This window comes from Haloarchaeobius amylolyticus (assembly GCF_042678045.1).
GTDB lineage: Archaea > Halobacteriota > Halobacteria > Halobacteriales > Natrialbaceae > Natrinema > Natrinema amylolyticus_A.
This window is the reverse complement of sequence record NZ_JBHUDI010000011.1, coordinates 93,348-115,062: the sequence shown is the minus strand read 5'-3', so window position 1 is coordinate 115,062 and position 21,715 is coordinate 93,348. Positions and strand designations below refer to the sequence as shown.

The window sequence follows — 21,715 nt, the reverse complement described above, 5'->3', positions numbered from 1 at the left end:
TAGTAGCCACTGAAACGATTTCCACACTGGTTGCAACGCAGCCGTTCGATCAGGTGTGCATTGACTTTCAGTGGCTACTATACTATTCGTCGGCAACCGCTCTCGAGAGCCGTCTCATACGGACTCCTGCCAGTCAGTTCCGGTGCAACCGCGACCGCCCTGCGGTTGCACCGGTCAATCGGTACAGCAGACCGTCTCAGTCCCCGCTTGCGGACTGCTCGTCTTCCCGCCAGTCCTCGAGGTCGTCGTCGTCGGTCTCGTCGATCCGCTGTTCGTAGTAGGCCATCGGATGCGGAATCCGTTCACAGAGATCGTCTTTGTTCACGCAGTCGCCGTAGGACTGCATCGTCGCACAGGAGGGGGCCGAGTACTCCGTCGGCGAGCTATCGCCACGGATGTGGTCGGTCTGATACCGCGTCATCTCTTCGCCGAACGACGAGTTGACCCGGTAGAGGTCGACGATCTCGTCGGTCGTCATGCCGATGCTCGTCAGGAAGGCGGTGATCGCAAAGCGAGAGTGATGGGGCAGGTGCTCGCCTTTCTGGATCTGATCGATCAAGGCCTTCATACACGGCGGGAAGAGGTCGGGGACGACGGTGTCGATGTCCTGTGTGAGATCGAGGTCCGCCAGTACCGCGCGGATCTCGGCGGCGTCGTCCTCGAGCGCGCTCGCGATCGCGTCGGGCACGTCGAACGGGAGGCCGTCCTCGATCCGGCTCCGGATCGCCTCCCGGAGCAAGGCGAGAAGTTCGTCCTCGCCGACGGGCACCTCGCCCGCGTCCAGCGGTCGGTTGACGAGCCGCCACCGATCTTCCCACAGGTCTTCGGCCAGCGGCAGGTAGGCCCCGACGTCGATGCGGTAGCCGTCGCCGGCTGGCGTCTCGCGGATCTCGTCCTGCAGGTCGAATTCGGCCAGGAGGTCTGCGAGCTCGAGGCCCGTCGACGCGACGCTTTTCAGCTCGGTGGTGTCGGCCATGTCGGCGGTAAAACGGTCGTAGGCCGTCGCGGCCTCTCCGCGGGCGTACTTGCGGACGAGCACGCGCTCGCCGACCATCGAGACGAGCACCCGCGCGACGGGATAGGAGAGCAACTCGACGCGCGGGTCGCGGTGTGGCTCGCCGACGGCCCCTTCCTCGAGCGCGGTAATAACGCGTTGGCGCGCGCGGTCGACGACCCCCCGGTCTTGCTCGACGACGGTCGCGAGATCGACCGCTTCCGTCGCGACGGACTCGCGAGCGGCCGCGAGAAACGGGTACCGGGCGTGGAGTCGCTGCATCGGTAAAACGAAATTACTCCGGCGGGATAAGCGCGCTGATTATCGTAATAACGTTTTATTACCCCACTGACCGGCACTGCACACCCGGCCGTCCGAGACCCTGTATCAGTGTAGAACTCGTCGCAGCCGTTCCGACAGCTGTCGTGATCGCCGGAGTTTGCCACTGGCCGCTGAGAACCCAGTAATATGTGTTTACTGCCGGTCGATAATCGCCCGTCGGCGAGGCCAACAGTGCCGCGCTCGAGGATCGATTTCAAGAGTGTTCGACACGTCACTCCGAGTATGCCACAGGCGACGAGAGACGGCGTGTCGATCTACTACGAATACGAGCGGCGTGACGGCGAGGGGATGGCGCCGGTCGTATTCGTGCAGGGGCTTGGATTCGGTCGGTGGATGTGGCGCTGGCAACGCGAGGCCGTCGCCGATCGGTACGACGTGATCGCACCGGATAACCGGGGGACTGGCCGATCGGACGTCGGCTTGCCGCCGCTCGTCCCGCGGCTGCCGGGGATGCTCCGTGGACTCGTCTTGCTCAAACTGGCGGGTTACTCGATGAGTGGGCTGGCGGCCGACCTCGAAGCCGTCCTCGACGACGCAGGGATCTACAACGCCCACATCGTCGGTGCGAGCATGGGCGGGATGATCGCCCAGCGCTACGCCGTCGAGTACACCCGAGCGAAGTCACTGACGCTGTGTTGTACGTCCCACGGCGGCCCCGACGCCGCACCGGTGCCCGAGGAAACCCAGGAACACATGTTCGAGACACCCGACGGAGCAACCGAGCGGGGGATAATCCGCCACCGCATGCGCCCCGCGTTCACCGAACGGTTCACCAACCGGAACCCACACCTGATGGATCAGATCATCGAGTGGCGACTCGAGCAAGACGCCGACGAGCCGGCTCGCGAGGCTCAGGCCGCTGCCGTCCAGAGCTTCGACGTCAGCGAGCGTCTGGGCCGGGTCCGCGTGCCGACATTGATCCTTCATGGAACCGACGACCGGGTCGTTCCCGTCGAGAACGCACGTCTGCTCGAGGAGAAACTGCCGAACAGCCAGCTAGAACTGATCGAGGGCGGCTCGCACCTCTTCTTCATCGAGAACGACGACCTGGTCAACGAGTACCTGCTCGAGTTCCTCGACGAGCAGGAATGAGCGAGCCGCGCGGCCGCGACGGTCTCCGAGAGCGTCGATCAGTTATCGGGCCGCGGTGGCAGTGGTGTCTCGGATCCGGACCTGTCCGTCGCTTCGGACGCCGACAGCGAACCCCTCGTAGGTGAACCACACCAGCTGTGTCTCGTCGGTACCCGTTCGCTGAGCGTGGTCGACCAGGTCGTCGAGCGCGTCCGGGTCCACGACGTCATACAGCGGCGACAGCTCGACGGGGTCGGTCTCGAGTTGCGTAGCGACCGCGGTGACGACGGCCTCGCTCGGCCGACTGTCGGCTGGATCGAACGTCGTGACACGCTGGTCCGTCGGCTTGTCGGTCGGATCGTTCGTGGAGGGCATAGCTCATCGGAGGGCGTGTCGAGAGGTAGCCGCTCCCCTGTCCATATCGAATTTTTAAATGCCGAGACCGGCCGGCATACGCTCGAACGCCCGATCGAACCGGCCGCAGAACAGTCGTTGAGGCTGCTCAGTCGCTCTGGATCCGCGGTGCGAGCATGTAGGTGACCTGTCCCTGCCCCTCCGCGAAGCCGAAGTAGATCTTGACGGGGAACTCCTCGCCGAGGTCGAGTGTGACCTCCGTGTCGGCGGGGATCGCCTTGTTCATGTCCTTGAGATAGTCGAGCGAGAACAGCGAGTGTGCCGGGCCGACCTGCAGATCGATCAGGTCCTCCTGAGTGAGTTCGAGGTGGACGTCGTCGGTGTCGCCCTCTGCGTTCACATAGAAGAACTCGTCGGCTTCGTCGACGCCGAGCGCGATGTGGTCCGAGACCATGTCGGCCGCCTTCACGGAGCGGTTGACGTCTTTCCCTTCGAGGACGACCTCCGCGGGCAGGTCGAGGTCCGGAATATCGGGCTCCTGGCGGATCGAATCGGGGTCGATGAGCGCGAGCGTGTACTCGAGCCCGTCGATCTGGATGTGGAGCTTGCGGGTCTCCTCGTCGAGTTCGAGCTGGATGAGCTGGCCGGAGTCGGCCATGCCGGCGATGTCTTCGAGCCGCGAGAGGTCGACGCCGATCAGCCCGCCGTCTGCTTCGTAGGACTCGAACGCAGCCGAATCGAGCGAGAGGTCGACCATCCCGACGTTCGCGGGGTCGACGGCCCGGATTTCGAGGCCGTCCTCCTCGAGGTGGATCTTGCACTCGTCGACCAGCACGCTGACCGAGTCGAGCGCGCTGGTGAGCGTTTCGGCGCTCACGATGGCCTTGAACATATAGCTCGGCGTACGGACGGTTGCCATAAAAAGGCACCCTTTACGCGCGACTGGGGCTCACGCCGTGGGTGGACGGTAATCGCCGTGTGCCGTTCCGGAAGCAATACTGACCGGTCTCTGCCCTGCGGTGTTTTGATGGTGTTGCTGGTACACCGGTACGAACGCCATGCACGTGACCGTACTCAGCACGGGCGGCACGATCGCGAGCACCGGCGGCGACGACGGTGCATCGCCGACCAAGCGAGGGAACGAACTCGTCAGCGCGGTCCCCGAACTCGCGGAGTATGCAGACATCGATGTCGACCAGGTCGCACAGATTCCGAGCTTCGAGATGGACGCCGCGACGCTCGAGTCGATCGGCGACCGGGTTCGCGAACTCGACGGGGACGCGAGCGTCGACGCGGTCGTCATCACCCACGGCACGGACACGATCGAAGAGACGGCGTACTATCTCGACGTCACGATCCGGCCGGAGACGCCGGTTTTCCTAACCGGCGCGCAACGCCGCCCGGACGAGTACAGTCCGGACGGGCCGTCGAACCTGCTCACGGCGTTTCGAGCTGCTGATGTGTTCGACACCCGCGGCCACGGTGGCGTTTTCGTGGCGTTCGACGAGACGATCCACGCCGCACGACGCGTCACGAAGACTCACACCTCGAAGCTCGAGACCTTCCGTTCCGTCGGGGCGGTCCCGGTCGCGACCGTCGACCGGAACGGCGTCGCGATTCATCGGCCGCCGGGGAGCGAATCGACCTACGTTCCGGCCACCTCGCTTACGCCGGCCGTCTACACGATCAAAAGCGCCAGCGGCGTCACGGGCGAGTTGCTCGAGGCGGCACTCGAGCGGGGCGCGGACGGCCTCGTCGTCGAGGGGACGGGCCTCGGGAACGCGACGAAAGAACTCGGAACCGCCGTCCGTGACGCGATCGGTGAGGGAGTGCCGGTCGTGGTCACCTCGCGCTGTCTCGAGGGCCGAACCGCACCCGTCTACGGCGGGGTCGGTGGTGGCGAACGGCTTCGGGAGTACGGCGCGATCTTCGCGGGCGATCTGCCAGCACAGAAGGCCCGCATCAAACTGACGCTGGCGCTGGCCGCACACGACGACGAGGCGGCGATTCGACGGGTGTTCGCCGACTGATCGGCTGCCGTCCGATCACGTTCAGACGTAGTCGCCCTCGCTCTCGTAGATCGATGGATCGTCCTCGTACTTCCGGGCGATCGTCTCCAGCGTCTGGAATTCGACGTTCTCGTGGCTCTTGACGTACTGGATGAACTCCTCTAAGTGTGCGATCATGTGGGGGAGCCCGTGGAGATCAGGATGAATCGTGAACGTGTAGACGCCCGCGCCGCGTCGATCGTAGAGGAAGTCGAACTGCCGTTTGTAGTACTGTTCGTACATCATCTTCGGGTCCTTGTAGCCGGCGTGATAGAGCGGCTGCTTGATGAACAGCATCGGCGGAATGTCGTCGCGATACCAGCTGATCGGAATCTCGACCACGTCCGTCTCCTCGCCGTACTCGTAGGGTTCCATCCACGTTTCCGGGTCCTGATCGTACTGGATCGGCGTCCAGTCGTCGCCTTTCCGCATCCAGCCGGGTTCGAACGCGCGTTCCATCAGGCTGCTGTCGTAGTGGAACCCGTGTTCTTCGACGAGTTCGGGCGTGTTCTCACTGAACTCCCACCAGCTCGCGCGGTGCCCGACCGGCTCCTCGCCGGTGACGTCCTCGATCAGATCGATCGAGACCTCGAGGATCGCGTCTTCCTGCTCGCGCGAGAGGTCCGTGGGGTTCTCGTGGGAGTAGCCGTGGACGCCGAGTTCGTGGCCAGCGGCCGCGACCGCTTCGATTTCGTCGCGGAACGTCTCTATCGTATGGCCCGGAACGTACCACGAGGTCTGTACGTCTTCGTCCTCGAACAGCTGCAGGAGGCGCGGAATCCCCTCGTTCCCTGCCGAGAGCCCGCGCGACAGGTCTGCCGGCGAGTCCGCGCCGCCATACGAGCCTAACCAGCCGGCGACGCAGTCCGCGTCGACACCGATCGCGACGTCGATATCACCCATGGTAACACCGCTCTCTCCTTCGATCCGTCGGCTAATAGTGGCCCTCCCTGCCGGAGATATCGACCGATTCAAGCCTTCGATGACACTCTTGTAAATCGACCAGTGGCTCGAAGTGGCCTTCTCGAGGCCCCGGCCATCCGCCATGCTTACCCGCGGCGACTCCCTACGCCCGTAGTAACTGACGAGAGTATCTATGGCAGGAAAAGACCACTACTACAACAAAGCGAAACAGGAGGGCTACCGCTCTCGAGCGGCCTACAAACTCAAACAGCTCGACGAGCTCGAGCACGTCTTCGACCGCGGCGATACGGTCGTCGACCTCGGGGCCGCACCGGGCGGCTGGCTCGAGGTCGCCGCCGAGGAAGTCGGGCCGGAGGGGAACGTGATCGGCGTCGACTTCCAGCGCATCAAGGACTTCGAGGACCACGACAACGTCGAGACGCTCCGCGGGGACATGACCGAGGAGAAAACGCGTGACCGCGTCATCGACGCTGCCGGCGGCTCGGTCGATGCCGTCATTTCGGACATGGCACCGAACATGTCTGGCGAGTACTCGCTCGATCAGGCTCGCTCGCTGCACCTCGCGCGGCAGGCATTCGAGACCGCCCTCGAACTCCTCGACAGCGGCGGGGACTTCGTGGTGAAGGTCTTCGAGGGGCCAGACGTCGACGATTTCCGAGCCGACGTCGAGGAGGAGTTCCAGTACGTCCGTGCGACGTCTCCCAAAGCGAGCCGTGACGAGTCCTCCGAGATCTACCTCATCGGCAAGGGGCGGCTCACCGCGCCGGTGCGGCCGAGCGACGAACTCGAGGTCGAAATCGTCGACGTCGGCAGCGAAGGCGACGGTATCGCGTCGGTCGAGGGTTATCGGCTATTCGTGCCGGGGGCTGAGGTCGGCGAGACGGTCACGGTTCGCGTCGAGGACATGAAACCGAACTTCGGGTTCGCACAGCGACTCGACCGCGACTGATCACTCCTGGGTCTCGTTCTCGAGGCGGTCGTGGCGCTCGTCGATCTCGTCTAAAATGTCCAGGTTCTTGCGAATCGAGGACCGAATCGCGTCGCTCCGGTTGACGAACTTTCCGTCGTCGCCGACGTGATCGTCGAGGTCGTCGAGGAGTTCCTGCGGGATTTCGACGCTGATCTTGGGCATCAGTTAACAATCCGTTCGCACGGTTCCAACTTAAGGGTAGTTGGTCGTCCGCCACCGGAAACACACGGCCATCACTGTCACTCCGCGGTCGCTGCCCCGGTATCCTCGGTGTCGGGCTCTGTCGCCGAGCCGCCGCCACCGCCGAACAGCCGCCCGCCGCCGGTCAGCACGTAGAGAACCGCCAGACCGAGCAGGTACGTGAGCGCAATGGGGAAGGCAACCATCAACATCGTGAGCACGCCCTTCGGGCTAGCGAAGGCGGCAACGGCGAAGATGGCGACGGTGATCGGTCGCCAGCGATCGAGCATCGAGCGGTAGCTGACGATGCCGCCGACGTGGAACAGCGCCATCGTGACGATGATGTTCAGCAGGAAGCCGATCCCGACGGTCGTGAAGATCACGAGCCAGAAGAAGTTCTTGATCCGGTAGGAGATGACCATCCCGTTGCTGATCGCATCGGAGACCAGATACGAGATGATCGACGGCGCGATCCAGAAGAAGCCGAGGTAGGTGCCAACGGCGAAGCCGACGATCAGGGAGCCACCCCAGACGACGAACGTGCGGCGATCGCCGTAGACCAGTCCGCGCTCTTTGGCGGCCGGCCAGGCGAAGTATAGGACCAGGGGCAACACGGCGACGGCGGCGACAAGTGTGCTCACTTTCACCTCGAAGATGAGCACCTCGACCGGGTGCAACGCGACGACGATGTCCATCTCGTTGATGAGTTGCTGGAGGGTCATCCCGCTGGGGTCGATGTCGTTGCGGACGGCGACTTCCGCGAGGACGTCCTGGGGGACCCGATCGAGGAACAGGACGAACACGTCCCGGAGTCCGCCCGAATAGAGCCAGAAGAAGGACCCACCCGCGACGAGCATGAACAGGCCGACGATGTAGAACATCTTCGAGGCAAGACTGTTGAGGATGAACGCGATGTCGTAGCCGTAGCCGCCGATGTCGTCTTCGGTCGTCTCGTCCTCGGTGAAGGGATCGAGCATGCCGGCGGCGGTACTTGAAAGCAGGCTTCCGCCTCCGCCACCCTCGCCACCGTCACCGCCTGCTGTGGCGCTGTCGGCGTCCGTGGCTGCGGTGTCACTGTTCTTGCCTGCATCCAGCGAGTCGAACCGGTCGAGGATGGCCTGGGCTTTCTCCCGGTCGTCGTCGTACATCGCCTGTCGGGAGTACTCGAGCGCCTGGTCTTCGCTCATACTCAGGAAGACCTGTGTCGGCACGTCGTCGATGTCCTCGGCCGCGAGCGTCTCGAAGTCGACGTCCTCGTGGGTGTCGGCACGCCGGATGTCGTCTTCGCGCGGGTAAACCGGCCCCTGCAGGACCCGAATCGTGTAGCCGAGCAGGACGACGAAGCCGACGACGGCGGCGACGATCACGCCGACCGCGACGTCGCCGGCGAGACCGTGTGTGTTCGCCATCGTCTCGAGGCCGAGCGGTCCCGTCGGCCGAATCGCTTCTGGGAGGGCGGGGAAGACCATCTCGTGGAGGTAGTCGAACGCGCCTTGGCTGACGGCGATAGCGACGACGGCCGCGATGGCAGCCAAGGCGCCGCCGAACTGGAGGATGCGCCGCTTGACGTGTTCGGTTCCCGTCCCCTCGGAGTTCGCTGCCCCGCGCCGGCGGACGTTAGAGACGACCTTGGCCAGTCCGAGGCTGAAGACGTAGAGGACGATCATCGGCATCGCCCACATGATCTGTGTGAACGGGTCCGGCGGCGAGAACAGGGCGCCGAAGACGACGATCCCGACGAAGGCGTGGCGCCACTTGTCGCGGAACGTCTCGTAGGGGATGATTTCGGTGTAGGACAGCGCGCCCATCAGCAGCGGCAACTGGGCGGCGAGGCCGAACGACAGCGTCAGCAGCGCCATGAACTCGGTGAACTCGGTGATGCCGAAGCTGGGTTTGATCCCGGCGCTGACGGCGTTTCGCGCAAGGAACTCGAAGGCGTAGGGAAAGAAGACGCTGTAGGCGTAGACGATGCCGCCGACGAACAGCGACAGCGACAGGGCGACGAGTCCGGCGACGTGTCCCTTTGAAACCGGCACGACGCTGTGGTAGCCACGACGGCGGATCGCATCCCGGGAGAAAAAGAGCAACGCGGGGATAGCGACGATGATACCCGTTATCATCCCGATCTTGGCCTGTAAGAGGATCACCTCGAACGGTGTCCGGGTGATGATGTCGGTCGAATCGGCGACGAACTGGTCCATCTGGCCCGTCGCGGTCGCCTCGAGGAAGTCCCAGACGACCATGCGAAGCGCATAGAAGGAGCCGATAAAGCCCACGAGGAACACGATGAACACCTTCTGGAGGTGTTGCTGGGCGCTCGAGAGGAGGGTTCCGACCGTCTCCCGGCCGGTGTTGATGGCACGGGCGGTATCCTCGTCGAGGGCAGAACTCATTGGGTTGGGGTAACTGACATCCAGTTATCAACCTTTCGAGTGGATATGCGGGCTCGAGGCCGGATCGCTCGACCTTCTCACTCTTCTGGGGTCACCGTAAGAAAAAGGCCTATAACCGGTGGCCTATCACTAACCCGTAGATGTCGGACGAGCCGGTTGACGACCGTGACCGCGGAGGTTCCGACGAGCTACGGGACCGTCCCGACGAGCGACAGCCCGCTCCCGACCCTGAACCCGACCTTGAGTCCGCGTCCGACGGCTCGCCCGCAGCCGACGACCCGGACGCACAGAGCCTCGAGACCGATGGCGAAGGCGTCGTCAGCGATCATCACAACCCCGAGCCGACGTATCCGGACTCCGACGACGATATCGGCGGAATCTCGACGCCGCCCGACGACGAGGAGATGCCGCTGGCCGATCACATCGAGGAGATGGTGCTCCGGCTGGCGGTCGTGTTACTGTTCGGCGCCGGCGGGACGGCGATCGGGCTGTTGTGGGCCTCCCAGGCCATCGAGTTCGTCTGGTTTTCCGTGTTCCCATCCGGTGGCGATGCCCCGCCGCCGCACGTCTACCAGCCCCTCGAGCTGTGGCTGACGCGGATCAAGATCTCGTCGCTGCTCGGGATCATGGTCGCGCTGCCGGCCTTTGTCTACGAGTGTTACCTCTTCATGCGGCCGGGGCTGTACCCCAACGAGCGCAAGTACTACCTCGCAGCCGTGCCGACGAGCGTCGTGCTCGGCGCGATCGGGATGCTGTTTTCCTACGTGCTCGTCTTGCCGATCCTCTTTCAGTACTTCACTTACTACGCCGAAGGCAGCGCCGAGATCGCCTACGCGCTCGGTGAGACGTTCAACCTGATCATCACGCTGATGGGCTTTCTCGCCATCGTCTTCCAGATCCCACTGTTCATCATGCTGGCGATCATGATGGGCGTAACGACCCGGCGCTGGCTGGCCCAGAAGCGGCTGTACTTCTGGGCGGCGTTTGCGGGTCTCTCGTTCATGTTCACGCTCGACCCGACCGGGATGGCTCCCATCCTCGTCGCTGTCACCATGATCCTGCTATTCGAGGGAACGCTGTTCGTCCTGAAGTGGGTCGGACGATAACTGACTGATGTCGCGGATGCGCTCCTCCGATCGTCGCTGGAACGAACCGTCACCTGCTCGGCGTGCGCCGAGCGTCCGGAGGTAGGGACCGTGACTGATCCCGTGCCAACCACGTGTATGCGGTGTGCGGTCGGCTGTGGACTCCGTCAGCGGCCCGCCGACCAAGAGGACGGTCTCGAGGCCGTCCGCGGCGATCCCACACACCCGGTCAGCCAGGGGCTCGCGTGTCGCCGCGGAATCGGTGAGACGGCCGATCCGGACGGCAAGCGGCTCACCCACCCGCTCGTCCGCGAGGACGGCGACCTCGTCGCGACGACCTGGGAAAGGGCACTCGAGCGTGCAGCGGATGGACTCGGAACTGCGCTCGAGGGCGGCAGTGACAGCGTCGCGGTGCTCGGTAGCGGCCAGCAGACCACTGAGGCTGCCTACGCGCTCGGCAAGCTCGCGCGCGGTGGCGTCGGCACGCGGTACTACGACGCCAACACGACGCTCTGTATGGCCTCAGCGGTCACTGCTTACTACGACGCCTTCGGCAGCGACGCGCCACCGCCGACCTACGACGACATCCCTGAAGCCGATACTCACCTCGTCTGGGGAGCGAATCCCGCGGTCGCCCATCCCGTCCTGTTTCGCTGGATTCGCCAGTCTGCAGCCGAAGACGGCAGCCGACTCATCGTCGTCGATCCCGTCCGCAGCGAGACCGCCGTGACCGCCGACCACCACGTTCCGCTCGAGTTCGGTGGCGACCTCGCACTCGCTCGAGCAGTCCTCGCTCGCGTTCTCGAGACCGACCGGGTCGACGAGGCGTTCGTCGCCGCGGCGACGACTGGCTTCGAGACGCTCCGTGCGGACCTCCCCGACGCGGCCGACGCTGCCGAGCGGGCGGGCGTCTCGATGGCCGACGTCGAGCGACTGGCCGACGCACTCGCGGGCTCTACGCTCCTGTACTGGGGGATGGGAATCAACCAGAGCGTCAACGGGACCGCGGCCGCGGGCGCGCTGATCGACCTGTGTCTCGCGACCGGCAATCTCCGGCCGGGTTCGGGGCCGTTCTCGCTGACCGGGCAGGCCAACTCGATGGGGACCCGCGTCTGTTCCGCGAAGGGGACCTGGCCCGGACACCGCCCCTTCGACGATCCCGACCACCGGCGGGCGGTCGCCGAGGCCTGGGATGTCCCCGTCTCGCGGCTCCCTGACGAGCCGGGTCCGGGCCCGGTCGGCCTCGTCGACGCGATCGGCGACGAGATCGACGCGGTCTATGCGGTCGCGACCAACCCCGTCGCGGGGATGCCCGACGCGACCCACGTCCGCGAGCAACTCGCGGACGCGTTCCTCGTCGTGCAGGATGCCTTCCGCAGCGAGACGGTCGAACACGCCGATGTCGTCCTGCCTGCGGCGACGTGGGGCGAGTCCGAAGGGACGACGATCAGCATGGATCGAACCGTCTCGCGGGTGCGGGCTGCGACCGAGCCGCCGGCGGCGGCGCGAACGGATCTCGAAATCGTCGGCCTCCTCGCCGACCGTCTCGTTCCCGATCTGTTCGACGGCGCGCTCGAGCCCGCCGCGATCTTCGACGAGTTCGCGGCGCTGACCGCCGGCACGCCGGCCGATTGCTCGGGAATCAGCTACGAACGACTCGAGGCCGATCGTGCGGTCCGCTGGCCGGCACCGAACGCAGACGGTTCAGCCGGTTACCGGTACTACGGCGGCGCTGACGACGCGGACGCCGACGGATCGTGGGCGTTCCCGACGCAGTCCGGCCGGGCGCGGTTCTCGAGCGGTGAGCCCCGGCCGCTGCCGGACCCGACCGACGAGTCCTATCCGCTCACGCTGACGACCGCACGCCGTCCGGACGCGTACAACACTGGGGTACGGACCGGCACTGACGACCTCCCAACGGCGCGACTCAGCCCGGCGACGGCGGCTGCGTTTGCAGGCGAACTCGAGCGGCCCACCGACGGCAACGCCAGCGACGGGGGTCGGTTGGCACGCCTCGTCTCTCGGCGCGCCGCGGTCACCGTTCGTGTCGAATCCGACGCGGCGATCCCTGACGGCGTCGTCTGGCTGCCGATCCACCAGCCGAGCGTCAACGCGCTCACGACGGCCGCGGTCGATCTGCGGTCGAAGGAGCCGAACCTCAAGCAGTGTGCGGTCCGCCTCGAGCAGCCCCGCGAACCGGACGGCGGCCTCCTTCCAGACGATCCCTGATCGCCGCTGTCATCGAGCGTGTATTTATCAACTGTCGGAACGTACCAGGGTGTATGCCAGAAGAAGTGCTGTTCAAATCCGAAAGCGACCTGAGCAGGAGCGAAATCGCGTCGTTACTCCGTCGTGTCGCGGACAACCTGGATGCCGGCGAGCAAATCACGCTCTCGGCCGGCTCCGAATCCGTCACGCTCGAGCCGCCGGCCCGGCCGACCTTCGAGGTCAAAGCCGAACGCGAAGGGCCGACCGACGCCCCCGGCGAACTGTCCATCGAGTTCGAACTCGAGTGGGACGAGGACGGTGGCGACGGTGGTACTGGTGGCGACCTCGCGATCGAGTAATACTGCCAGACAAAACGGTTCATACATCGATTGCACTCGAGACGCTGTCGCCGACGGCGACAGCCGTCGGGACGCGATCGAGTATTCACTGACTTTTGTCCGATAGTATAACTACCGGTGTTCGCGGGTTCGCTCGTAGGCGTACTCGAGCGCGTCCTCGAGCGAGCCGGGGCCATCGTACCTGGCCGAGAACAGATCCATGAACTGCCGTGCGATCCGGTCACACCGTTCGAACGTCAGGACACGCCGCACTCGCATCGTTTCCGAAAGGTCCAGCCCCGGATAGCTCGTCGCGGTCAGTGCGTAGCCGGGGTGGTCCTCGCCGTCGAGCGAGGCCGGCGCGACTTTGAGGCGGAGATCTCCTGACTCGTGGCGATACGTCCGATACTCCATCTCCCGGTTGGTATGCGTCGGGGTGTAGGTCCGAGATTCTTCGGTGGTCCACTCGAGCGGCACGTCAGCGTCCATCGATCACTCCTACCGGCCCAAAAGCTACGTCCGTATCGCAACGTGCAATATTCCCGAACACAACGCTTCTATGTCCACTATTGGCAGGTTTATCCTTCGGAATGTGGTTATATTCTGGCTAAACGTCCATCGAGCATGGGTTACGGCGGACGATCAACAAATCACCGATCCCGGGTCCGATCGACATCCGGTGGCCGCCAGGCTGATGGGCGCGGTGTCAGTCGTCGCTCGTCGACTCCGCCGTGGCCTCCTCGTCGCTCGCGGGGCTGACGCTGCCGGTCCGGTAGCCGTGGAGGTCGAGCGTGACGTGGTCGAACCCCAGTTGCGAGAGTTCCTCGCGAACCGTCTCCGCGAACTCGCGGGTCAGCGCGCGCTCGAGTTCGTCCGGTGTGACCTCGATCCGCGCGAGGCCGTCGTGGTCGCGGACGCGGAACTGATCGAAGCCCCATTGGCGCAACAGGGCCTCGGCGCGCTCGATCCGCGTGAGCCGGTCGCCGGTAACTTCGAGCCCGGTCGGGATGCGCGAGGAGAGACAGGCCATCGAGGGTTTGTCGGCGACCGAGAGGCCGTAGTGGGCGGCGATCTCGCGGACCTCCGCTTTCGTGATGTCGTGGGCCAGCAGCGGCGAGTGAACGTCGAGTTCGTCGACGGCCTGCAGGCCGGGCCGGTGGCCCGCACCCGGATCGTCGGCGTTCGTCCCGTCACAGACCGTCCCGACCCCGAGTTCGCGGGCGGTTGCTTGCATCTCGCCGAGGCGCATCGTCCGGCAGTGATAGCAGCGATCGTCGTCGTTTTCGACGAACGCGTCGCTGTCGAGTTCCGAGAAGGAGACGATCTCGTGGCGGATGCCGATCTCGTCGGCGACGCGTCTGGCGTCCTCGAGTTCGGCCTCGGGGAGGGTTTCGCTTTTCGCGGTGCAGGCGACGGCGTCGTCGCCGAGCGCGTCGTGGGCGAGTGCGGCCACCACGCTCGAGTCGACCCCGCCGGAGAAGGCCACGAGGACCCCGTCGCGGGCCGCGAGGTCGTCGCGGGCGGCCTCGCGTTTCACCTCGACCGATGTCATGGACCGCCGTTCGGGCCGCGCGGCCAAAAGGACGTTGTCACGACGCCGGGCGGTCCGAACCCGCTCGCTCCAGCGACGCATCGCGAGCGGGTGCAGTCAGCAGCGCGCCCGGCGGTTAAGGCGTCGTCCGGCATAGGGCTGGTACCGAGACGACTATGATTGTAGTAGATCGCCTCCGATCGATCGCCGAGACCGAGGGACATACCGAAGCCGCAGACGACCGCCCGCGCGAGGAACACGTCGCCGACGCCGTTGTTCGCGGAATTCAGGGCGGATTCGTCGCGACGCTGATCATGACCGCCTTTCGCCTGCCGCTCCTGCGATCGCTACCTCCGTCGGCGAACTTCTGGTCGCAGTACGTCGCCGGTGGCGACCCCGACGAACACTCGATTGCCGCCCTCGTCTTGCACCTGCTCTACGGGATTGGTTCGGGCGCGATCTTCGGCGTATTGTTCTCCCTGTACGACGCGGGCCGATCGATCGAACCCGAACAGCGCGGCCTCGTCTGGGGGTCGATCTACGGCCTGGCCCTGTCCGCCTTCGGCGTCCAGGTCGTGTTACAGGGGCTGCTCGACATCCGCCTCGAGGCTGACGAACTCGCGCTCTTCCACGCCGGCCACCTCGTTTATGGGCTCTCGCTTGGTGCCTGGGTCGGCTCCCGAACCGAGGGCGTCGAAGACCCCGAACGCGAGTACGAGTACGGTGACGGCAACTGATGGCAGTCCATCGTCGTCCGTGAAGCGGGCTCGCAGTGGCTGAACACGCAAGCCGGATGCCGATTGTCCGCCGTCGCCTAGCCCCCCGCCCGTGACCGACTACGCAATGCACGAACCCGAATTTTCGGGGACGACGACCGAAGAGTGGGACGAACCGCGACTCGAGGACTTCGACACCGACGACCTGAGCGAGGTGGCGGATCACTTCCTCCTTTCGGCGTCGGGGTTCCCGCCGGAGAACTTCACGGACCTGAAACTCCCGGTGGTCGATCCCGACGGAAATCTCAACAGGAACGCCTTGCAGACGGTCAAAAGCGGTGGCCACGGCGTTGGCGCGGTCGACGACATCGACGAGGATAAACAGGACTCGGTCGAGGAACTGATCGACGAGCTCGCGAACGAGGGTTTCGAGGACGCCGATTTCGGCGACTAACCGGATTACTCCGGCTCGAACCCGCCGACGAGGTACTCGAGGCCGAACAGTGCGATCGCACCGATTGCAGCCCAGACGGCCGTGAGCGTGATCGTCTCCGTCGTCCACGCGTGCGTCTCGGCGATGTTGGTCAGCGGGGCGGGCACCGAGCCGGCGATGAGACTCACGAGGAAGACGAGCGTCAGCTCGCGGCGGCGATCCAGCGCGATCCGGACGACGCGGGCGATAGTGAGGAGGCCGGTGGTACCGCCGACGATGAACAGCACCACGGTCGTTCCCGGGGCGGTGACGGCCGCGAGCGAGCCACCGCCGGGCAGGGCGCCCAGCGCGTGGACGAACGCACTCAACTCCGACGAGAGGAAGACGTACTGGCCGAGCAGGATCAGGATCAGCGAGCCCGAGATCCCCGGCAGGATCATCGCGCTGACTGCGATCGCACCTGCGAGGACGATCACGATCGGGCCGCTTCCGGGCAGCGACACGACGTCGGCGGCGACCAGCAACGCGAGTCCAGCCCCCGTCACTGCGGCCGCGACGTGCGCCGGCGAAGCGATCGTGAGACTTCGGCCGAGCGTGATCGCCGAGGCGGCGATCAGGCCGGTGAAGAAGCCGAACATCGCGACCGGGTGGGACTGGGCGAGCGAGGAGACGGCGTCAGCAACGATGACGACCGCGGTCGCGATTCCGACGCCGAGCGGGAGTAAGAACCCGAGATCCATCTCGAGCAGTGCTTCACGCGCCTTCGTCCGCCGGTCGGGACGGTAACCCCGGAGGACGGCGGCCGCTCGCCAGGGCGTCAGCGCGGTGACCGCGGCGATCAGTCGGCCGTAGAAGCCGAGCAACAGCGCGACGGTCCCGCCGGAGACGCCCGGGAGGGCGTCCGCCGTTCCCATACAGAGCCCGTAGCCGTACGCCCGGAGCAATTCGAGCCGATCGACGAGGGCATCGGATTGCTCGTACTTCATGTCCGCTCCTGGCGTCTCGCACTCGAGTTCGAAGTCGACTCCGTCCAGCGTCGTCTCGCGCTCGACCGATCGAGTCGCCGTGTCGGCTGCATAGCCGGCACCTCCTCGCGGACCCGTATAAAAGTGTCCGACGCCGACACCGCGTGCTAATCGGTCTCTCGAGGCAATCGTCCACCAGAGACGCCCTCATGCCGGTCGTCCCATCGTGTACAGGAACATCGGGGTCTGACCGGCGGCCTGCGGCGCGAAAAAATCCGTGACGACGCCGTCGTAGAACGTCAGCCCGGTCCCCCCGAGGTCGCGGTGGGCGTAGGTCGCCAGATAGAGCCGACCCGCCGTCAGCGCGGCCTCGAGTTGCGCGACGCGGTAGCCCCGATCGCCGAGCGCGTCGACGACCGCCTCCAGGTCGGTCAGGAAGTAGACACAGACTGCGGCGTCGGCGCCGAGTTGCTGATCCAGGGCGAGGTGGCCGGCCTCCCTGCGGTACTCGCCGGCCCGGAGCCGCTCGAGTTCGCCGGCGGCCGGGTGGTAGTGATAGGTTCCGGACTCGAGGCCGTCGACGCCGTTGACGATCAGGTAGGGGTCGACGAACGACAGTGGTGGTTCGTCCTCGCGGCGCGCGGGTCCACCGCTTGCATCGGGGTCTGCACGCTGCTCGGCTCCGCGGCGAACGTCCATCGGCACCCCGCGGACGGCCCGGTCGAGCACCGTCGAGAGTTTCCGGAGACTGATCGGCTCGCGGTCGTACTCCCGACAGGAACCGCGCCGACGGATCGTCCGGTGGAGTGGACGGCTCGAGGCCGTCTCGCTGTCGACCGGCTCGAGTGCTACCCGCTCGCCGTCGCCGGGGTCGCGGGTGCCGACCGGTCCGGCCGGCGTCGACGTGCGCCAGGCTTCGGCGTCGGAGCCGCTCTCGAGCGCGCCGGCCGACCAGGCTTCGTGGATGAGCGGGAACCGCTTCTCGGTCGGCGAGAGTGGGGCGGTGTCGGGGTCGATCGGTTCGACGGCGCGTTCGGACTCTGGGGCGAGATCGCCCGCGCCGATCGGCACCAGTTCCAGGGGCGCTTCGCGCTCGGGGTCGATCCCGAGCAGGTCGGCGACGGGCCGATCCGCGAAGCCGGTGACGATGTCGGCGCGGTAGTCCAGTGCGTGGGCGACCGCCAGCAGGTTCGCGAGCGTCGTACCGGAGTCCCAGAAGGCATGACGGAACGTCCGATCCCCGTACTTCCAGGCGTTGCGCCACCAGGTCGAGGTCGCGACGAACGAAAGCGGTGCGTCGGCGACCCCCTCGTCTGCGCTGGCGTTTGCGAGCACCCCACGGTAATCCCCTTCGCGGAGGACATCGAGCGACAGCGTCCGAGGATCGAAGTGATAGACGCCGGCGTCGAGGCCACCCGAATCGCTCCCCTCGAGGTCATTGCAGACGACGTATAGATCGACGTGGTAGAGTGCGCCGGTCGTCGACGCGGCGCGAAAGCGCAGCGAGCGGCCCCGCCTGTCGATCACCTTCGTGATCCCCGCGGCGTAGTAACAGAGGCTCGTGAGCGTCTCGCGGGTCGGTCGCCGCTCTCGAGATGGGTCGCCGTCGGGCGTCGGCTCGGCGACCGCTGCCAGCGCCGGCTGCTGTGGTGGTCGAATCCGGTCGGCCAGCGGCCTCGCGGGCAGGGCCGTATACTCCTTGTACGGCGTCGGCTTGTTGTCGAAATTCAGACCGTGACCGCCCTCGCGGACGCTTCTGGGCGAGTGCGCCGTCCGCTCGTGATACGCGAGCGCCCCGACTGTCATGCGAGGGAGTACCACGCCGATCACGAAAAAGCCGGGCGGGAACTTTTTCTCGCTTCGGTTTGATACGCACCTCGAGACATGGACCTCGAGTCGATTCCGGGCGTCGGCGAGAAGACGGCCCGCGCGCTGGCCGAACTCGACGATCCCGAGCGCGCGCTGCGGGCGGGCGACGTGGCGACGCTTGCGACCGCGCCGGGAATTTCCCAGGGCCGGGCCGCCCGCATCGCGCGGGGGGCGATCCGACTCGAACACGATGATCCGGGCGGCTTCCTCGCGACCGATCGCGCCCGCGAGGTCTACCGCGAGGTCCTCGGCCTGCTCAAAGACCGGACCGTCACCGACTACGCCGCCCAGCGCCTCGAGACGATCTATCCGAGTCCGCGGCGCTCGCGCATCGACGAGGTGCAGGCGTTTTCCCGCGAGGCCCTCGAGCGCAAGCCCAGCCCTGATGTTCTCGACGCACTCGAGGGGGTTGAACCGCTCCGCGAACCCGGCGATGTGCGGGTCCGCGAGCGCTGTCTGGCGACGACCGACGCAGAGCGCTACAGCGAGGCGCGCGAGGCGATCCCGGAACTCTCCGTCGAGGTCGTCGAGGACGCGCAGGGGCTGGCGGAACTCGCCCGGGGCTACGCGACAGTGATCGCACTCGACGAGTCCTTCGCCGGCGTCGCCCTCGACGGGGATGTGCAGGTCCGGCCTGACGCACTCGAGAACCCTGCCGAGGTCGTCCCCGAACGGCCGCTGGCCTTCTTCGCGCGCAATCGCGATCGGCTGCAGGCGGCCATCGCGGTCCACCGGGCCGCCGGCCTCGAGCCCCCCTGCGATCTCGCGGCGCTCGAGGACGGCCTCTCGCGGCTGGCGGCGGACGGCACGGTCGCGGGCGACGACGAACTCGACCGGCTGACGACGGCGGTCGACGATCTGGATGCAGCGGCGAGTGCGGCAGAAAGCGTCGCCAACGACCGGCTCCGGGAGGCGATCCGCGAACAGGACGTCACGATCGAGGGGTCGGATCTGCTTTCGCTGGTCGAGCGCGGGGCCGGCGTCGACTCCTTGCTCTCGCGGGAACTGGCGGACGAGCACGCTGCGGCAGTCGATGCGGCTCGTGAGCATCTTATCGACGCCCTCGATCTCGAGGCCGGCGAGGCCGAGATCGCCCGCCGCGCGTTCGGCGACGAGCCGACGTTTCCGGTCGAGCGCGACGAGAACGTCGTCGGCCGATTGCGCGAGGAACTCACGGCAGCCAAGGAACGCCGCGCAGGACGGCTCAAACGCGAACTCGCGGCCGACCTGGCCGACCAGCGCGAGGGTGCCCGCCAGCTCGTCCGCGACGCCCTCGAGTTGGACGTGGAACTCGCGATCGCCCGCTTCGCCGACGACTTCGACTGCGTGATGCCGGAGTTCGTCGACCCGGCAGCAGTTGTCGGCTTCGACATCGAGGGCGGGTGCTCGCCGCTGCTCGACGAGCCGCTCGAGCGAATCGATCCCGTCGACTACGCCGTGTCGGGCGTCGCCTTGCTCTCGGGGGTCAACAGCGGTGGGAAGACCTCCACGCTGGATCTGGTCGCGAGCGTGGTGGTGTTGGCCCACATGGGGCTGCCCGTTCCAGCCGAGCGTGTCCGCCTGCGGCGGTTCGACGATCTGCACTACCACGCAAAGACCCAGGGGACGCTGGATGCTGGCGCGTTCGAGTCGACCGTCAGGGAGTTCGCTGACCTCGCACAGGGCGGCGAGGGCTCGCTCGTGTTAGTCGACGAACTCGAGAGCATCACCGAGCCCGGGGCATCGGCGAAAATCATCGCCGGCATCTTGGAGGCGCTGGCCGAGAACGGCGCGACGGCGGTGTTCGTCTCACACCTCGCGGGCGAGATCCGCGAGATGGCCGACTTCGACGTGACCGTCGACGGGATCGAGGCGGTTGGACTGGTCGACGGCGAACTCGAGGTAAATCGCTCGCCGGTCAAAGACCATCTGGCGCGCTCGACGCCGGAGCTGATCGTCGAGAAACTCGCGGGCGAACACGACAGCGCGTTCTACGGAGAGCTGCTCGAGAAGTTCGAGTAGCGTTCGCGTTTCGCGGCTACAGGTCCTCCAGCGGATGGAGACTCTCGTCGATCACGTCGAGTGCCCGCTTGAAGGCGGCCTCGACATCCTCGAACTCGCCCTCCTGTGTCCACTCCCCGTCGGGAGTGGCGGTGTAGACGTCGAACCCCCCACCGCGGTACTCGTGGGTTTCGACGTACAGTTCCTCGTCGACCGTGCCGTCGTCGTCGTCAACGAGGAGCCAGACACCCAGTTCTTTTCCGCCCTCGAGGTCGCGTCGGCGTTTCCAGTGCATGGCTCGAGCTACGAGGGCGAGCGACGTATAACCGGGCCGGGGTCGCTGGCGGCACGGTTCGTCCGCTATGCGGACGACGGCCACCGAGCGAGGACGTCTAGCTGGTGGGCAAGGTAGACGAGTTCTCCTGCTTCGACCTGTTCGTGGCGGGTCTCCGCCCACGCGCGCAACTGCCCGGCATCTATCGTCCCGTCGGCCGCGAGTGCGGACTCGATGGTGTCGACGATGTGATGGAGGAAGTACGCTTCGTCGCCCTCGTAGCCGCCGTCGGTCGGCCGGACCACCCAATCGGAGCCGCCGGCCACGACGACCCGGCCGCCAGTCGCCGGGACCGCAGTGAGGAGGTGGCGGCCGGCGGTGCTGTCGCCTGTCTCACCGCCGACTTTCTCGGTCGTATCCATCCGGCGGTGAAATCGCCGTTCGATGTGACTCTCGAGTTCGGCGTCGACCGGCGGTAACAGCGACGTCACTCCATCGAACGTGATCGGGAAGTAGGCGACGCCGCCCGGGCGAAGCCCGTCCGCGACCGTCTCTAGCGCCGACCGTACGTCCGTCAGATCGAGGAAGGCCTGGGCGACGACGATGTCGTACGTCTCCTCGTGAGCCGCGAGGTGAGCGAGCGCGTCCTCGGCGCGGCACTCGACCTCGAACGGTGTCCCGTCGCGGTCGATGCGGAGATCCCTCGAGCGGTCCGGATCGTAACCTCGATCCACCATGTAGTCCGCGACCCCTTCCGTGGCGGCCTCGACGAGGGTCGGGTTGGCGTCGATGGCCGTGTACCGGACCTCGGTGTTGGCCGTCCACTCGAGGATCGTCTCGACCATCGCGCCCGTCCCAGCTCCGACCTCGCAAAGTTCGACGGGTTCGTCGACTCCTTCGAGCGCGCGGCGGAACGCGTCCACGACACGCCGGTTCCGGGCGCGCCGGTCGACGGTCCGTTTGGCATCGAGGTAGCGACGGAACGAGTAGTGATCGGGTTCGGTCACGCCTCTATCGGCCCGTCAACTCGTGGCGGGTTA

21 protein-coding genes are annotated in these 21,715 nt (G+C 66.1%); 9 read left to right on the top strand and 12 right to left on the bottom strand.

Annotated elements, in window-relative coordinates:
- Positions 1-196 precede the first annotated feature (196 nt).
- Positions 197-1,276, bottom strand: coding sequence for a DNA primase regulatory subunit PriL (gene priL / locus ACFR99_RS16645; RefSeq protein WP_390289658.1), 1,080 nt, complete (start codon positions 1,274-1,276; stop codon positions 197-199).
- Between the two features lie 282 nt (positions 1,277-1,558).
- Here priL and ACFR99_RS16640 point away from each other — a divergent pair, with 282 nt between their 5' ends.
- The gene (locus tag ACFR99_RS16640) at positions 1,559-2,428 is read left to right on the top strand and encodes an alpha/beta fold hydrolase (RefSeq protein ID WP_390289655.1); all 870 of its coding nucleotides are present in this window, start codon (positions 1,559-1,561) and stop codon (positions 2,426-2,428) included.
- A 42-nt stretch (positions 2,429-2,470) separates the two neighbouring features.
- On the opposite strand, the gene ACFR99_RS16635 is transcribed toward ACFR99_RS16640, so the two are convergent.
- Together ACFR99_RS16635 and ACFR99_RS16630 are read right to left on the bottom strand one after the other, a co-directional pair.
- Entirely contained in the window at positions 2,471-2,782 is a 312-nt protein-coding gene (locus ACFR99_RS16635; protein ID WP_390289652.1) for a HalOD1 output domain-containing protein, read from the bottom strand.
- 127 nt (positions 2,783-2,909) lie between these two features.
- Positions 2,910-3,653 (bottom strand): DNA polymerase sliding clamp, encoded by a 744-nt coding sequence (locus ACFR99_RS16630; protein WP_390289649.1) that lies wholly within the window; start codon positions 3,651-3,653, stop codon positions 2,910-2,912.
- Positions 3,654-3,819: 166 nt separating this feature from the next.
- Here ACFR99_RS16630 and ACFR99_RS16625 point away from each other — a divergent pair, with 166 nt between their 5' ends.
- Entirely contained in the window at positions 3,820-4,791 is a 972-nt protein-coding gene (locus ACFR99_RS16625) for an asparaginase (RefSeq protein ID WP_390289646.1), read from the top strand.
- 21 nt (positions 4,792-4,812) lie between these two features.
- Here ACFR99_RS16625 and ACFR99_RS16620 read toward each other — a convergent pair whose 3' ends face one another.
- Positions 4,813-5,712 carry a polysaccharide deacetylase family protein gene (locus ACFR99_RS16620; protein ID WP_390289644.1) on the bottom strand — a complete coding sequence of 300 codons (900 nt, stop codon included), beginning with the start codon at positions 5,710-5,712 and terminating at the stop codon, positions 4,813-4,815.
- A gap of 193 nt (positions 5,713-5,905) precedes the next feature.
- On the opposite strand from ACFR99_RS16620, the gene ACFR99_RS16615 reads away from it, so the two are divergent.
- Positions 5,906-6,682, top strand: coding sequence for a 23S rRNA (uridine(2552)-2'-O)-methyltransferase (locus ACFR99_RS16615; protein ID WP_390289641.1), 777 nt, complete (start codon positions 5,906-5,908; stop codon positions 6,680-6,682).
- On the opposite strand, the gene ACFR99_RS16610 is transcribed toward ACFR99_RS16615, so the two are convergent.
- Complete coding sequence (locus ACFR99_RS16610; protein WP_390289638.1) at positions 6,683-6,865, bottom strand: CopG family transcriptional regulator; 183 nt, start codon at positions 6,863-6,865, stop codon at positions 6,683-6,685.
- A 77-nt stretch (positions 6,866-6,942) separates the two neighbouring features.
- Positions 6,943-9,276, bottom strand: coding sequence for a twin-arginine translocase subunit TatC (locus ACFR99_RS16605; protein WP_390289635.1), 2,334 nt, complete (start codon positions 9,274-9,276; stop codon positions 6,943-6,945).
- A gap of 140 nt (positions 9,277-9,416) precedes the next feature.
- On the opposite strand from ACFR99_RS16605, the gene tatC reads away from it, so the two are divergent.
- From tatC to ACFR99_RS16590, 3 genes are all read left to right on the top strand, one after another.
- Positions 9,417-10,382 carry a twin-arginine translocase subunit TatC gene (gene tatC / locus ACFR99_RS16600; RefSeq protein ID WP_390289632.1) on the top strand — a complete coding sequence of 322 codons (966 nt, stop codon included), beginning with the start codon at positions 9,417-9,419 and terminating at the stop codon, positions 10,380-10,382.
- A 90-nt stretch (positions 10,383-10,472) separates the two neighbouring features.
- Positions 10,473-12,590 (top strand): assimilatory nitrate reductase NasA, encoded by a 2,118-nt coding sequence (gene nasA / locus ACFR99_RS16595; protein WP_390289629.1) that lies wholly within the window; start codon positions 10,473-10,475, stop codon positions 12,588-12,590.
- A gap of 53 nt (positions 12,591-12,643) precedes the next feature.
- A complete protein-coding gene (locus tag ACFR99_RS16590) occupies positions 12,644-12,928 on the top strand; it encodes an amphi-Trp domain-containing protein (protein WP_390289626.1) in 285 nt (94 codons plus the stop codon).
- Between the two features lie 111 nt (positions 12,929-13,039).
- Here ACFR99_RS16590 and ACFR99_RS16585 read toward each other — a convergent pair whose 3' ends face one another.
- Positions 13,040-13,396: a hypothetical protein gene (locus tag ACFR99_RS16585; RefSeq protein WP_390289623.1), complete on the bottom strand. Its 357-nt coding sequence runs from the start codon at positions 13,394-13,396 to the stop codon at positions 13,040-13,042.
- A 217-nt stretch (positions 13,397-13,613) separates the two neighbouring features.
- A complete protein-coding gene (gene larE / locus ACFR99_RS16580) occupies positions 13,614-14,459 on the bottom strand; it encodes an ATP-dependent sacrificial sulfur transferase LarE (RefSeq protein ID WP_390289620.1) in 846 nt (281 codons plus the stop codon).
- Between the two features lie 155 nt (positions 14,460-14,614).
- On the opposite strand from larE, the gene ACFR99_RS16575 reads away from it, so the two are divergent.
- Positions 14,615-15,175 (top strand): hypothetical protein, encoded by a 561-nt coding sequence (locus tag ACFR99_RS16575; protein WP_390289617.1) that lies wholly within the window; start codon positions 14,615-14,617, stop codon positions 15,173-15,175.
- Positions 15,176-15,266: 91 nt separating this feature from the next.
- Complete coding sequence (locus tag ACFR99_RS16570) at positions 15,267-15,608, top strand: hypothetical protein (RefSeq protein WP_390289615.1); 342 nt, start codon at positions 15,267-15,269, stop codon at positions 15,606-15,608.
- Between the two features lie 5 nt (positions 15,609-15,613).
- On the opposite strand, the gene ACFR99_RS16565 is transcribed toward ACFR99_RS16570, so the two are convergent.
- Together ACFR99_RS16565 and ACFR99_RS16560 are read right to left on the bottom strand one after the other, a co-directional pair.
- Positions 15,614-16,573 carry a DUF368 domain-containing protein gene (locus ACFR99_RS16565; protein WP_390289612.1) on the bottom strand — a complete coding sequence of 320 codons (960 nt, stop codon included), beginning with the start codon at positions 16,571-16,573 and terminating at the stop codon, positions 15,614-15,616.
- A gap of 186 nt (positions 16,574-16,759) precedes the next feature.
- On the bottom strand, positions 16,760-18,358 hold the full coding sequence (locus ACFR99_RS16560; protein ID WP_390289610.1) for a SagB/ThcOx family dehydrogenase: 1,599 nt from the start codon (positions 18,356-18,358) through the stop codon (positions 16,760-16,762).
- A gap of 78 nt (positions 18,359-18,436) precedes the next feature.
- On the opposite strand from ACFR99_RS16560, the gene ACFR99_RS16555 reads away from it, so the two are divergent.
- Positions 18,437-20,422, top strand: coding sequence for a MutS-related protein (locus ACFR99_RS16555; protein ID WP_390289607.1), 1,986 nt, complete (start codon positions 18,437-18,439; stop codon positions 20,420-20,422).
- 16 nt (positions 20,423-20,438) lie between these two features.
- Here ACFR99_RS16555 and ACFR99_RS16550 read toward each other — a convergent pair whose 3' ends face one another.
- Both ACFR99_RS16550 and ACFR99_RS16545 read right to left on the bottom strand, forming a co-directional pair.
- Positions 20,439-20,696, bottom strand: a complete 258-nt coding sequence (locus ACFR99_RS16550; RefSeq protein ID WP_390289604.1) for a hypothetical protein — start codon at positions 20,694-20,696, stop codon at positions 20,439-20,441.
- Between the two features lie 65 nt (positions 20,697-20,761).
- Entirely contained in the window at positions 20,762-21,682 is a 921-nt protein-coding gene (locus ACFR99_RS16545) for a class I SAM-dependent methyltransferase (protein ID WP_390289601.1), read from the bottom strand.
- Between the last annotated feature and the right edge of the window lie 33 nt (positions 21,683-21,715).